This is a genomic window from Corynebacterium heidelbergense, from assembly GCF_028609845.1.
Classification (GTDB): domain Bacteria; phylum Actinomycetota; class Actinomycetes; order Mycobacteriales; family Mycobacteriaceae; genus Corynebacterium; species Corynebacterium heidelbergense.
The window spans coordinates 1,327,779-1,341,071 of the sequence record NZ_CP063191.1 but is presented as its reverse complement, the minus strand read 5'-3'; the positions used below and the strand labels follow the sequence as shown (position 1 = coordinate 1,341,071).

Annotated in this window: 11 protein-coding genes; 9 read left to right on the top strand and 2 right to left on the bottom strand. The window is 66.2% G+C overall.

The window, feature by feature from the left end:
* Positions 1–44: 44 nt before the first annotated feature.
* Both CHEID_RS05935 and map read left to right on the top strand, forming a co-directional pair.
* On the top strand, positions 45–1,886 hold the full coding sequence (locus CHEID_RS05935; protein WP_112770213.1) for a penicillin-binding transpeptidase domain-containing protein: 1,842 nt from the start codon (positions 45–47) through the stop codon (positions 1,884–1,886).
* 45 nt (positions 1,887–1,931) lie between these two features.
* The gene (gene map, locus CHEID_RS05930) at positions 1,932–2,795 is read left to right on the top strand and encodes a type I methionyl aminopeptidase (protein WP_112770212.1); all 864 of its coding nucleotides are present in this window, start codon (positions 1,932–1,934) and stop codon (positions 2,793–2,795) included.
* On the opposite strand, the gene mtr is transcribed toward map, so the two are convergent.
* Both mtr and CHEID_RS05920 read right to left on the bottom strand, forming a co-directional pair.
* Positions 2,792–4,246, bottom strand: coding sequence for a mycothione reductase (gene mtr / locus CHEID_RS05925; protein ID WP_273660977.1), 1,455 nt, complete (start codon positions 4,244–4,246; stop codon positions 2,792–2,794). The genes map and mtr overlap by 4 nt on opposite strands.
* Positions 4,243–5,496: an alpha/beta hydrolase gene (locus CHEID_RS05920; RefSeq protein ID WP_112770336.1), complete on the bottom strand. Its 1,254-nt coding sequence runs from the start codon at positions 5,494–5,496 to the stop codon at positions 4,243–4,245. Before CHEID_RS05920 ends, mtr begins: the two co-directional genes overlap by 4 nt.
* Positions 5,497–5,741: 245 nt before the next feature.
* Here CHEID_RS05920 and mqo point away from each other — a divergent pair, with 245 nt between their 5' ends.
* The 7 genes from mqo to ureC all read left to right on the top strand — a co-directional run bounded on the left by mqo (position 5,742) and on the right by ureC (position 13,270).
* Positions 5,742–7,226, top strand: coding sequence for a malate dehydrogenase (quinone) (gene mqo, locus CHEID_RS05915; protein ID WP_238599437.1), 1,485 nt, complete (start codon positions 5,742–5,744; stop codon positions 7,224–7,226).
* Between the two features lie 97 nt (positions 7,227–7,323).
* A complete protein-coding gene (cobA, locus tag CHEID_RS05910) occupies positions 7,324–8,370 on the top strand; it encodes a uroporphyrinogen-III C-methyltransferase (RefSeq protein WP_273660976.1) in 1,047 nt (348 codons plus the stop codon).
* A 68-nt stretch (positions 8,371–8,438) separates the two neighbouring features.
* On the top strand, positions 8,439–9,938 hold the full coding sequence (locus CHEID_RS05905) for an MFS transporter (protein ID WP_238599392.1): 1,500 nt from the start codon (positions 8,439–8,441) through the stop codon (positions 9,936–9,938).
* Between the two features lie 140 nt (positions 9,939–10,078).
* Positions 10,079–10,384 carry an urease subunit gamma gene (locus CHEID_RS05900; protein WP_112770055.1) on the top strand — a complete coding sequence of 102 codons (306 nt, stop codon included), beginning with the start codon at positions 10,079–10,081 and terminating at the stop codon, positions 10,382–10,384.
* A gap of 11 nt (positions 10,385–10,395) precedes the next feature.
* Positions 10,396–11,154 carry a type 1 periplasmic-binding domain-containing protein gene (locus tag CHEID_RS05895; protein WP_112770060.1) on the top strand — a complete coding sequence of 253 codons (759 nt, stop codon included), beginning with the start codon at positions 10,396–10,398 and terminating at the stop codon, positions 11,152–11,154.
* Positions 11,155–11,163: 9 nt separating this feature from the next.
* A complete protein-coding gene (locus CHEID_RS05890; protein WP_112770056.1) occupies positions 11,164–11,541 on the top strand; it encodes an urease subunit beta in 378 nt (125 codons plus the stop codon).
* A 16-nt stretch (positions 11,542–11,557) separates the two neighbouring features.
* The gene (gene ureC / locus CHEID_RS05885) at positions 11,558–13,270 is read left to right on the top strand and encodes an urease subunit alpha (protein WP_112770057.1); all 1,713 of its coding nucleotides are present in this window, start codon (positions 11,558–11,560) and stop codon (positions 13,268–13,270) included.
* Positions 13,271–13,293: the final 23 nt, after the last annotated feature.

Sequence of the window (13,293 nt, the reverse complement as noted above, 5' to 3'; positions counted from 1 at the left end):
GCGCCAGCAGCTCGCGGGCGGTACGCGGTGTTAACCTGACGCCCATGCGTCGCCGTGTCTTTTCCACCCTCGTGCTCACTGGCCTGCTGTTTTCGGCCGCGTGCACGCCCCGCCCGGACGTGGCCGACGACACCGCAGAAAAGTTCCTGCAGGACCTAGCGAGCCACTCCAAGCCGGGAGATCTCACCGATAATGCGGCCACGGCGAACGACGCCATCGACCAGTCGTGGGACAAGCTGCAAGCCGAGGGGTTAGCCACCCACCTGGACAAGGTGGACACGAACGGCAACACCGCCACCGCCCACTACAGCATGGACTGGGACCTGCCGGGGGACCGCCACATGAGGTACGGCTCCACCATGACGTTGACGAAGTCCGGCTCCAAGTGGACGGTGCGCTGGCAGCCGAGTGTGCTCCACCCCGCCCTCGGCGCGAACCAACACCTGGAGCTGCGGGCGGTGCCGGCCCAGACGGCCAGCGTTGTGGGTTCCGACGGGGCCGTCCTGCTGGCCCCCGGGTCCGCCTACCGGGTGCTGGTGGACACGAAGAAAGTGAAAGACGTGCGGGGCACCCTGGATCGCGTGGCCGCGCAACTGGACGGGTTGCGTGCGACGGACCCCGCGGTGCCGCGCATCGACCCCGCGGCGCTCGCGGCAGAGGCAAAGGGGGTCAACGGCCAGTTCTCCGTCGTTACGCTCGGGGAGGTGCAGGGACCGAAGCTCGCCGCCGCTCTCGCGGGTTTCGACGGGGTCCGGGTCAACCAGGAATCCGCGCTGGTGCGCCCGGACCCGGGCTTCGCCCCGGACATCATGAGCCGGGTCTCCACTCTGGTGGACAAGGACCTACAGGGCGCGAACGGCTGGAAAGTCGCCGCCGTCACGGCCAACGGCGCCGAGGTCAAGCAACTGGACGGCGCGGACCCCAACCCGGCCCCCGCCGTCCACGTCTCCCTGGCCAAGAACGTTCAAGATGCCGCCCAGGCAGCGGTGGATACGCGCGGGGACGCCAAGGCGATGATGGTGGTTCTGCGCCCCTCCACGGGGGAAGTGCTGGCGGTGGCCCAGACCGCGAAGGCCGACGAGGACGGCAACGTAGCCCTCATGGGCCAGTACCCCCCGGGCTCCACCTTCAAGATCCTCACCGCCTACGCCGGGCTGAGCCACCAAGACTTGTCCCCGGATTCCACCGTGAACTGCCCCGGAACCCAGAACATCGGGGGACGAGTGGTGACCAACTACAACGGGTTCTCCCTGGGCACCACCACTTTGCAGAGGGCCTTCGCGGCTTCCTGCAACACGACCTTCGCTAATGTCTCCAGCGGTTTGGCCCCGGGCCAGCTCGCGGGCGTGGCCTCCCAGTTCGGACTCGGTGTGGATTTCACCATCGACGGGCTAGACACCTTCACTGGGTCCGTCCCGCGCGGGGATGTGCTGCTGGACCGCACCGAGGCCGGCTACGGCCAGGGCCTGGATCTGGCCAGCCCCTTCGGCATGGCCCTCGTCTCTGCGACGGCCCAGCGCGGGTCCATGCCTACGCCCTACCTCATCTCCGGGGGCAACCACCAGACTCGCAGTAAAAATCAAGCCGCCCAGCCGCTGGATCCTGGGAAGGTGGACCAGTTGCGGTCGATGATGCGCGCGGTGGTCACCACCGGTACGGCCCGGGGTATCGCTGGGTCCGGTGAAGTGTTCGGCAAGACGGGTGAGGCGGAAGTGAACAACGGCTCGCATGCCTGGTTCACGGGATATCGGGGGGACCTGGCCTTCGCCACGCTCATCGTCTACGGGGGCGGCTCCGAGTCCGCGGTGAGCGTGACCAACCACTTCTTCGCGAACATGGACAAGGGGCCCGATCAGGGTTCGCCCGCGCCCGCCGCAGAGGGTTAACCCCTTACGCCGACGGCCTCGGCCCTCTGAGTACCATCGGTTTCCATGACCAGAAGCCCCCTCCAACCCGGTAACCCCACCCCGCTGCGCCACGTCCCGGATGGGATCCCCCGCCCGGAATACGCCTGGCAGGATTCGGTCCAGGAGAACGTGGGGGAGCCCTGGGTGCAGACGGAGGAGACCATCGCCGCCATGCGGGAGGCCAGCCGGATCGCTGCCGGGGCCCTGCGGGCGGCGGGGGAGGCAGTGGCTCCCGGCGCAACCACCGATTACTTAGACCAGGTTGCCCACGAGTATATGTGCGATCACGGGGCGTATCCCTCCACGCTGGGCTACCGCAACTACCCCAAGAGCTGCTGTGTCAGCCTCAACGAGATCATCTGCCACGGCATCCCGGATACGACCGTGGTGGAGGATGGGGACATCGTCAACATCGACGTGACCGCCTACTACCAGGGGGTCCACGGCGATACGAACGCTACCTTCCTCGCCGGGGATGTGTCGGAGGAACACCGTCTCCTCGTCGAGCGGACGGAGAAGGCCCTGTGGCGGGGCATTAAGGCGGTGCGCCCCGGCCGGGAGATCAACGTGATCGGACGGGTGATCGAGGCCTACGCCAAGCGCTTCGGGTACTCCGTGGTGCGGGACTTCACCGGCCACGGTATCGGCACGACGTTCCACAATGGCCTTGTGATCCTGCACTACGAGGAGCCGCACCAGAAAACTGTCCTGGAGCCGGGGATGACGTTGACCATCGAGCCGATGATCAACCTCGGCGGCCTGGCCTACGACGTGTGGGAGGACGACTGGACGGTGCAGACCCGCGACCGCAAGTGGACCGCCCAGTTCGAGCACACGCTGGTGGTGACCCCCGAGGGCTGTGAGGTGCTTACCCAGCTCGAAGATTAGCCCTCGTCGAGGCCGAGCAGGGCATTCTCCACGACTTCCGTGAGCGCCGGGTGAGGCCAGTACTGGCCCCGGGCCACCTCGCGGTAATCCAGGCGGAAGGCCATGGCGGTCACGAGCTCCTGGATGAGCGTGGTGGCCTGGGGGCCCATGATGTGAGCTCCCAGGATGTACCCGCTGTTGCGGTCGGCGATGATCTTGCAGAACCCGGTGGTGTCCTCCAGGGCCCAGCCGTAGGCGACGTCCGAGTACTCCTGGACTTTCACGACAACGTCCGCCTTGCGCTCGGAAGCGGTGGAGCGGGCTTCTTCCTCGGTCATCCCGACGGTGGCAATCTGCGGATGCGTGAAGATGCCGCTGGGTACAAAGTCGTGGTTGAAGCGCCGGAGATCCTGCGGATGCAGCAGATTATGGGCGACGACGCGCGCTTCGGCATTCGCGACGTGTTTCAGTTCAAATGTGTTGGTGGCGTCCCCAAGAGAAAAAACGGCGGGGTCGCTGGTGCGTCCGAATTCATCGGTGATGATCCGGCCATCATCGGCAAGTTGGACGCCACCAGCCGGGGCGTTAAGGCGATCGGAATTATTGACGCGACCGGTCGCCACCAAAAGTGCTTCGGCGCGAATGTCGGAGCCGTCGCTCAAGGTGGCAATGATCTCGCCCGATTCTTCCCGGGCCGAGACAATCTCCGTATTCCGGCGGGTTTCCCACTGCGCATCCGCCACCGAGTTGAAGCGATCCACGAGGGTCTCGTCCATCTTCCGCAGGAGGTTCTCCCCCCGGGCCAGCACGGTGACAGCCGTGCCGAATGCGCTGAACACGTGGGCGAATTCCACGGCAATAATGCCCGCGCCCACGATGATCATGGACTTCGGCAGCCGCTCCATGCGCATGACGTTGTCGTTCGTGTAGTAGGGCACGCCGGATTCGGCAATCGGTCGGGGAATCATGGGGCGCCCACCGGTGGCCAGCACCACGTTATCGCCCGTGATGATGGGACCCTCCCCAATCTGGAGCGTGCGGGGGGCCACGAAAGCCGCCCGTCCGGAAAACAACGTGATGTTTGGGGTTTGCGATCCGCGGCGGTATTCCTCCCCCGATTGGGCAATGGGATCGATCCGCTGGCCGAAAATGCGCTGCTGTAAGTGTTTCCAATCGACACCGTCAAAAGAACCGTGGAGACTAAGGCGCTCGCTATCGGCAAAATCCCGGGCCACATCTGCGGCGTGGACAAACATTTTCGTCGGAATACACCCCACGTTGATGCACGTGCCGCCGAAGGTCGATTCCTCCACGATGGCAACGCGCTTGTGGTGGAAGTGCTCCCCGGGAATGGAATTGCCGGAGCCAGTGCCTACAATGATGATGTCGAAGTGCTCCGGTGCCGTGCTGGAGGCGGCGAGGGGCGCGGGGGTCGTATCGGGGGAGGGGGAGTTATTGGAAGGGGAAGTCATCGGGGAGCACAACTCTCTGAGGTTTGGGGGACAGATGGGCGGTGGGGTGCAGGGGCCACCTGCGCTAACCACTCGGCGAGTTCGTTGATCGCCCGGTCCCGGACAGCGCGGCGGGAGAGGAACACGTCGTGCAACGCGTCCTTGAGCACGACAATTTCCGCGTGGGGAGCCAGGCGACCAATCCGGGCGCGCATCTGCTTGGGCTTCAGGATGAGGTCCGCCCCATCTGTCGCGGCCCGCCGGGATTCGATGCTGGGCATGTTCGACTGCGCCCGTTGCGGAGCCCACCGGTTGATGAGGGTGGGAGGCAATTGGGTGAGCGAAAAGTGCTTGGCGAAGTGGTGGCGCTCCGAAGTGAACATGATTGTGGGCACCCCGGTGTTCATGGGATGGCGCATGAAACCGCGCTGCTGGCGGATGACCCCCACGAGCCAAGAGGCCTTTTTCGGCCGGGGTGCCAGGGGCTTGTAGCGCAGGTCGTAATCCCACTCGCCGTGCTCGCTGATGTGCAGGGAACGGCCATAGGCCGGAGTGATGCCCCCCGGGACTCCGAGGTCCGGAAAGACCTTGATGAGGAGGGGGAAGATGTAGGTGGAGACGAAGGCGCTCACCGGGTCCAATTGCAGGCCGAGCCATGGACTGTTGAGCACCACGCCGCGCAGATGCTGTTGCAACTGCGCCTCGGGGCCGTCGGGGTGGGCTTCGGCGGCGGCATTGAGCCGACCGGCCCAGGTGGCCACATTCAGTCCGCCGGTGGAATGCCCCTCCACCACGACGCTCCCGTGGGCTGCGGCGATCAGCGTGCCGGCAATTGTGATGTCCTCGTCGTACAAGGCCTGGTCCGTCACGTGGTGCCACGTTTGGCCCTCCCGCCAGGCCCGACCGCACTTGCGCAGGTCCAGGCCGTATACGGCGTACCCGCGGGCGTGCAGCTCGTGGGCCACGTGAGCGTGGAAGAAGTAATCCGTCATGCCGTGGATGAAGATCACGGCGGGGCGGTAGAAGAAGTCGCGGTCCGATTCGTCCGGCCGGTAGCGAATGAGGGCGAGGCGGACCGGCGTTTCGCCGTCCGGATCGGGCCCCATCTCCACGAGGTGGCGCTGGAAACCCGGGCCCAGGTCATCGGGTTCGAATACAAGGGAGGCCACGCTGGGGGTCGGTTCCTCCGAGCCGAGGTGGGAGGTGATCTCCGCACGGCTGAATCGGCTGGTCGGATCGGCGGCCGCGGGTGTGGGATTGGCGCTGCTCACCCGGCCATCGTATACCGGGGCTTCGCGGGGGGTGGGGCGCGACCGGGCGGCTTACACCGATGGGATATTGCTTCCGGACCCCTGGGGCGTAGAGTTGGGGTGACCCAGCAACCCTGATCAGCGCCTGGCCCTCCCTTTTTCCTGACCCGCTCATGACGTGCGCGGGGGATGGATCACCCTCGGGGGTCAGTCTCATCGCGAAGGCCAAGCCGTGTGTCTCGGCCGGTATAAGGAATGAGTTAAACGTGGCAACGAATACGTCCGCCAAGGATTCAGTCGACGTCCTTCTAGTTGGCGCCGGAGTGATCTCCGCGACCCTGTCAGTCATGCTCAAGCAGCTCCAGCCGGAGTGGAGCCAGTTAATTGTCGAGCGGCTGGACACTCCAGGCGCCGAATCCTCCAACCCCTGGAACAACGCCGGTACCGGCCACTCCGCCCTCTGCGAGTTGAACTACACCCCGGAGGTCCGGGGCAAGGTGGACATCTCCAAGGCCGTGGGCGTCAACGAGAAGTTCCAGGTCTCCCGCCAGTTCTGGAGCTTCCTCGTGGAGCAGGGCGTCCTGGGAGATCCCAGCGAGTTCATTAACCGGGTGCCCCACGTCTCCTTCGCCCATGGCATGGACCAGGTGGACTTCCTGCGCGCCCGCTACGAGGCCCTCAAGGATCACCCGCTCTTTCCCAACATGCAGCACTCCGAGTCCGAGGAGAAGTTCACCGAGTTCCTGCCGATCATGGCTCGGGGCCGGGACTTTACCGAGCCCGTCGCGATCTCCTGGTTCGAGGACGGCACGGACATCAACTACGGTGCCCTGACCCGTCAGTACCTGGACGCCGTGACCTCCGAGGGTGTGGAGGTGCGCTACGGCAACCAGGTCACCGCCATCGATCAGATGGGGGAGAAGTGGCAAGTCACCACGAAGAACCTGCACACCGGTGAATCCACGGCAGTCACCGCGAACTTCGTTTTCATTGGCGCCGGCGGCATGGCCCTGCCACTACTGCAGAAGGCCGGCATCCGCGAGATCAAGGGCTACGGCGGCTTCCCCGTCTCCGGTCAGTGGCTGCGCTGCACGAACGAGGAGCTCATCAACCAGCACGACGCGAAGGTCTACGGCCGACCGGAGATCGGGGCGCCCCCGATGTCCGTGCCGCACCTCGATACCCGCGTGATCGACGGCAAGCGCGGTCTGCTGTTCGGGCCCTACGCCGGGTGGACCCCCAAGTTCCTGAAGCAAGGCACGTTCCTTGACCTGTTCAAGTCCCTGCGTCCCAACAACCTGCCCTCCATGGTGGGTGTGGGCCTGCAGGAGCTGGGCCTGACGAAGTACCTCATCGAGGAGGTGCTCAAGGATCACAAGGCCAAGGTGGCCGCACTTCAGGCCTACATGCCGGAGGCCAATCCGGAGGATTGGGAGCTGGTCATCGCCGGGCAGCGCGTGCAGGTGATTAAGCCCATCGGTGCCCCCAAGTTCGGGTCCCTGGAGTTCGGCACGGCGCTGATCAACAACTCCCAGGGCACAATCGCCGGGCTCATGGGTGCGTCTCCGGGTGCCTCCATCGCCCCCGCCGCCATGGTGGAGGTGCTGGAGCGGTGCTTCGGCCAGTACATGGGGGAGTGGGGCCCCAAGCTCAAGGAGATGATCCCCTCCTACGGCACCCGCCTGGCCCGCAACCCGGAGCTGTTCTCCCAGCAGTGGGAGCGTTCCCAAAAGTCCCTGAAGCTGGCCTAACGCGGGTCGGCTGCACAGCCCATCAGCGGGAAGGGGAGAGGACGTAGGGGGAGCGCTCGCCCGCCTCTCCCACCTTTCCCATTTCTCGACTGCCACTATGACACTCCACCTCACTCGCAGTGCCGTCCTGATTGCCGAGGGCCCCGGTGCGGATCTCGCAGCTCAGCGCGTCGCCGAGCAGGGCGCTAGTCCCACCATCGTCTCGCCCGCCCGCCTGGGTGGAGGGGACCGGGAGGGGCTGGCAGTTCCCACCGCCTTTGGCCCCCGCCCGGTCCAGCTCTGCCTCATTCCCGGTCGCACCCCGGATGAGGACGCCGAGCGCGTCCTGGACTGGGCGGCGCACCACGGCCTGCCCGTGGAAGACCACCGGGGCCGGGACCTTTTCCCCCGCTCTGGTTCCGCCGAGAAACCGTCACCGGGGCGGGTGACCTTGGTGGGTGGGGGCCCGGGCTCTGCAGACCTCATCACCGTCGCGGGTAAACGCGCGGTGGCGGAGGCGGACGTCGTTCTCGCCGATCACCTCGGCCCCTTCCACCTGGCCGAAGAAGCCGCCCGCGAGGGCGCGGAGCTCATCGACGTGTCCAAACTGCCCTACGGCAAGCAGGTCAGCCAGGACAAGATCAACGAGCTCATCGTCTCCCATGCCAGCCAGGGCAAGCACGTTGTGCGCCTCAAGGGCGGGGACCCGTTCATCTTCGGCCGGGGCTTCGAGGAGGCGGAGGCTTGCGCGCAGGCGGGGATCCCGTACACCGTCATCCCCGGCGTGACCTCGGCAACTTCCGCCCCCGCCCTGGCCGGTCTGTCCCTGACCCACCGCGGTTTGGTGCACGAAGTCACTATCATCTCCGGCCACCTTCCCCCGGGGCACCCAAAGTCCCTGGTCCGCTGGGATGTGGTGGCCCAAATGCGCGGCTCCCTCGTCCTGATCATGGCGGTAAAGAATGCCCCCGCCATCGCCGCCGAACTCATCCGGTGCGGGCGGTCCCCCCAGGTTGCTGTCGCGGCGATCGAATCCGCCTCCACCCCGCAGCAGCGCGTATCTCACACGACGTTGGGCACGCTGGCCAGCGACGGGGTGGGGGAGGTGGGGGCCCCGGCCATCTTTGTGGTGGGGGACGCCGCCACCCGGCGCGTGGCGAAGTAAACGCGATGTGCCAACCTGTCCCCGCCCCCCATTTTCGCCAGTGACGACAACGTGAGGACTTCCCCACAGTGACATCCCCTTCTCCGCAGCAGCACACCTACCCGGTGACCGGCTCCGCCTTGGGCCTGCCGCTGATCGTGCTCTCCGCGTTGCAGTTCATGGTCGTCTTGGACGGCACGGTGGTCAATCTCGCGCTCAACCGCATGCAGGTAGAGCTGGGCCTCAGCGATCAACTGCGCAGTTGGGTGGTGCTGGCCTATGCCCTGGCCTATGGGGGGTTGTTGCTGCTCGGCGGGCGCCTGGGCGATGCCTTCGGCCGTAAGCGCATGTTTCTTGGGGGAGTGGGGGCCTTCACGGCCGCCAGCCTGCTGTGCGGGCTCGCCACGGGCCCGGTGACCCTTCAGGCCGCGCGCGTGCTGCAGGGGGTGGGCGCGGCGGTGGCCTCCCCGGTGGCCATGGCGCTCATCGTGGTGACCTTCGCCCCGGGGAAAACCCGCAACCAGGCCTTTTCCGTTTTCGCGGCGATGACCGGGCTGGGGTCCGTCTCCGGCCTCATCCTCGGCGGCGCGCTGACGGAGGTCTCCTGGCGCTGGATCTTCTGGTTGAACGTGCCGATCGGGGTCTTCATCGTCATCGGGGGGTTGCGGGCGCTGACCGTGGTGCCCCCGCAGCGGCAGATCAAGCTGGACGTCACCGGGGCAGTTCTGGCGACGGTGGCGTCCACCCTGCTGGTGTTCGGCCTGTCCATGGGGGGTACCGGGTGGGGTCGGCCCCTGGTGATCCTGCCGATCGTCGTCGGCGCAGCCGTACTGGTCGCCTTCTTCCGCTCCCAGCGTTCCACCAGCACGGGCGTGCTGCCGCTGCACCTGTTCCGGGATCGCCGCCGCACGGTGGTCTTCGTGTGCCTGGTATTGGCCGGGGCGGTATTGATGGCCATGACGGTGCAGGTAGCGCTGTTCGTGCAGGAGTCCCTGGGGTACACCCCCTTGGCCTCCGGGTTCGCCTTCATCCCCTTTGCCGTGGGCCTGGGGCTCGGGGCCTGGGTGGCCGGCCAGGCGGTGCGTACGATCGCGCCAAAGTTCCTCATCGCCGCAGGTGGGATGTTTATGCTTGCCGGGTTCTTCTTCGCCCAGACGCTGGATGCGCACAGCGGTTATTGGCTGCATTTGTTGCCCACTATCCTCACCATCGCCACGGGGGTTGGCCTGGCGCTCATCCCGCTGACGTTGTGTGTGGTCGCGGGGGTGCGGCCGGAGGACGTAGGACCGCTGACCGCCACCTCTTTGGTCGCGCAGACCTTGGGTGGGCCGCTTGGTTTGGCCGCTGCGGCCGCGGTGGGGGAGAGCCGCACGAGGTCCCTGCTGGCCGGGGCCTATCCGGCGGTGCAGGAGCGCGGTGCCCTGTCCCCTGCGATTCGGGATGCCCTGGCTGCGGGGTACACCCAATCCCTGTTGGTTTGTGCCGGATTGGCCGGGATCATGGCGGTCGTGGCTCTGGTGTGGGTTCGATTCACGCCCGCGGAGGTTGCGGAGGGCAAAAAAGCCGAGGCTGCGGCCCAGTCCGGGTAGTTGTTCTTAGGGACACCGTTAGCCCAATCGCAACATAGGGGCAATGCGACCGGAAACAACCCGCGCCTACAGTGGGGAAAAACAATTCTGGTGGCTCCCCCATCCCCATCTCCCCTGACTTAGCTAAAGGAAGGCCTAGCGTGAACCTCACCCCGAGGGAACTGGACAAGCTCTACATCTTCACTGCCGCGGAGGTCAGCCGTCGGCGGCAGGCCCGGGGGGTGAAGCTCAACCGCCCGGAGGCGACGGCGCTCATCTCGGATGCCGTGATCGAAGCCGCCCGGGACGGGCGCACGGTCGCCGAAGCTATGGAGATTGGTACGCAGGTTCTGGGGCCGGATGACGTGCTGCCGGGGGTTCGGGACACCCTGAGCCTCATCCAGGTGGAGGCGACCTTCCCGGATGGCACCAAGCTGGTCAGCGTGCACGATCCGATCGGAGAGTGAGGGTTTCCGTGGTGAACGATTCACGGCTGGTCGTTATCTATGCGGGCCCGGAGGCCCCCAATGGGGAGTGGTTGGCAACGGCGAGCGGGTGCCCGGTACTCCGTCGGCCACGGGAGCTGTCCGCTGTGGCGGATCGGGACCGGCCATTGCTGGTCGTGCCAGCCAGCACGGGGCGGGATTTGACCTCCATCACCCATGCGGCACAGGGCTTGCAATGGCTCCGGTCGCAGGGGTTTGCAGTCTGCCTGGCCGAGGCAATTGCGAACGACACCTACACGATCGCGCGCCTGCGCCACCACCTGCGCGCGCTGGACGCCGATCGCGCTGTGGGGGCCCTCGTCGTGGCCCAAGAGGTGAACCCGTTTGCCGATGCTGAGCTGCTGCGCCGGGTCCGCCTGGCCCAGCAGTTTTCCCGCCACGACCTGGTGGAGGTGGCCTTCGAGGGCCCCGGCGGATGGCCCAACGTGGACCGGGCGACGGATCGCCTCGTGGCGCTGGGTGCCGAACGGATCGTCCACATGCGCGGGGACTTGGGCGGTGGCAGCGCCAGCGAGGCTACCCCGCTGTTTAGCGCCCAGGGTCTTCGCAGGTCGGTGGAGCTGGCCGCCGAGCGTGCGCTCCGGTTGTGGGAGAGCACGGGGGACGATGGCATCGCGCTGGGGCTGCTGGCCGACCACGGCCAGGGTTTCGCTCACTCCCACGGGGAGGAGGAGCAGCACTCCCACGGCCACTCCCACCCGCACTCCCACTCCCACCCGCACACCCACTAGGAGGAAGCCATGTCCGGATCTACCGGGGCCTACGAGGTCGCCGCGGGCACCATCACCATCAACCCCAGCAAGCGAACCCTCACGCTCACCGTGGCCAACACCGGCGATCGAGCCATTCAGGTGGGGTCCCACTATCACTTCTTCGAGGCCAACCCGGCCCTATCCTTCGACCGGGAAAAGGCCTACGGCATGCGCCTGGCCATCCCCTCCGGCCTCGCCGTGCGCTTCGAACCCGGCGACGAGAAGGACGTGGAGCTCGTGGATTTCGGCGGGCAGCGCATCATGCACGGCTTTGCGGGGCTCGTGGAAGGCCCCTTGGACGATGAAGCGGTTCGCGGCCGCGCGATGGAAGCTCTTCACGGCTTCCTCAACCCGGCGGACGACTAACAGGAGACGATTGACCATGACGAGCATCGACAGACAACGCTATGCGGAGATTTACGGCCCCACCACCGGGGACAAGGTCACGCTGGCCGATACGAACCTGCGCATCCGCATCGAAAAGGACCTCTCCGCCGGGGACTACGGGGATGAATCCATGTACGGCGGCGGTAAGGCCGTGCGCGACGGGATGGCCATGGACCCCAGCGCCGTCGATGCCCTAGATACCGTCATTGTGGGGGCCATTGTTGTGGACGCCAAGGTGGGCGTGGTCAAAGGGGATGTGGGGATCAAGAACGGCCGCATCGTGAAGATCGGCAAAGCTGGCAATCCGAGTACTCAGGACGGCATCGACCCCGAGCTCGTTATCGGGCCGGGAACTGAGGTCATTGCGGGGCAGCATCGGATACTCACTGCTGGTGGCGTCGACGCACACATTCACTACATCACCCCCCAGCAGGCGCAAGAGGGCCTGTCCAACGGCATCACCACATTCTTCGGCGGCGGAACCGGCTCGGCGGAGGGGACCCTCGGCACGACCTGCACCCCCGGGGCCTCCGGGATCCAATTCATGCTGCGGGCGGCCGAGGGCATGCCGGTCAATACGGGCTTCCTGGGCAAGGGCTCCGCGTCGCTGACCATCGGCCTGGACTCCCAACTGGAGGGGGGCGCGGCCGGCCTGAAGATCCACGAGGATTGGGGCGCGACACCGGCGACCATTCCCGCCGCCCTCGATACCTGCGAGCGCTACGACGTCCAGCTCGCCATCCACACGGACACCCTGAACGAGGGCGGTTTCTTCGAATCCACCGCCCGCGCCATCGACGGGCGGACGATCCACACCTTCCACTCCGAGGGCGCCGGCGGCGGACATGCCCCGGACATCATCCGGGTCGCTGGCATGCCCAACGTCCTGCCCGCCTCCACGAACCCCACCCTGCCCTATACCGTCAACTCCGTCGAAGAGCTGCTGGACATGGTGATGGTGTGCCACCACCTCTCCCACGACATCCCGGAGGACGTGGCCTTCGCCGATTCCCGCGTGCGGGCGGAGACGATCGCCGCGGAAACGGTGCTCCACGACATGGGATTGATCAGCATCTTCAGCTCAGATTCGCAGGCCATGGGGCGCGTGGGGGAAACGTGGAGCCGTGCCTTCCAGACCGCCCACCACTGCCGCGAACAGCTCGGCGAGTTGGCGGGGGACGCCGGTGATGACAACAATCGCGTTCTCCGCTACGTGGCGAAGGTAACGATCAACCCGGCCATCGCACAGGGCATCGCAGAACACGTCGGCAGCATCGAACCCGGCAAGCTCGCGGACCTCGTCCTGTGGCCGATCGATTCCTTCGGCGCCAAACCCCGCCTCGTACTGCGGCAGGGGCGCATCTGCTGGTCGGTGATGGGGGACCCCAACGCCAGCCTGTCCACACCGGAGCCGGTGTACTACCGCGACCAATTCGGCAACCTCGGTTCCGCCCTCCAAGCCACCCGGGCGACCTTCATGTCCCAGGCCGCCATCGACAATCACATCCCGCAGAAACTGGGACTGAACAGCCTGGTGCTCCCGGTGCGGCACTGCCGCTCCATCGGGAAGAAGGACATGGTCCGCAACGATCGGGTTGCGGACATCTCCGTGGACCCGGATACCTATGAGGTCCGGGTCGACGGTCAGATCGCCACCATTGACCCGGCGACCTCCCTGCCCCTGGCCCAGCTCCACTACCTGTTCTAGGGATGAGGACGCAGCCACCCCAT

Coding starts and splice junctions, on each gene's coding strand:
- CHEID_RS05935 (WP_112770213.1), top strand. CDS start 45: ATGCGTCGCCGTGTCTTTTCCACCCTCGTGCTCACTGGCCTGCTGTTT.
- map (WP_112770212.1), top strand. CDS start 1,932: ATGACCAGAAGCCCCCTCCAACCCGGTAACCCCACCCCGCTGCGCCAC.
- mtr (WP_273660977.1), bottom strand. CDS start 4,246: ATGACTTCCCCTTCCAATAACTCCCCCTCCCCCGATACGACCCCCGCG.
- cobA (WP_273660976.1), top strand. CDS start 7,324: ATGACACTCCACCTCACTCGCAGTGCCGTCCTGATTGCCGAGGGCCCC.
- CHEID_RS05890 (WP_112770056.1), top strand. CDS start 11,164: ATGTCCGGATCTACCGGGGCCTACGAGGTCGCCGCGGGCACCATCACC.
- ureC (WP_112770057.1), top strand. CDS start 11,558: ATGACGAGCATCGACAGACAACGCTATGCGGAGATTTACGGCCCCACC.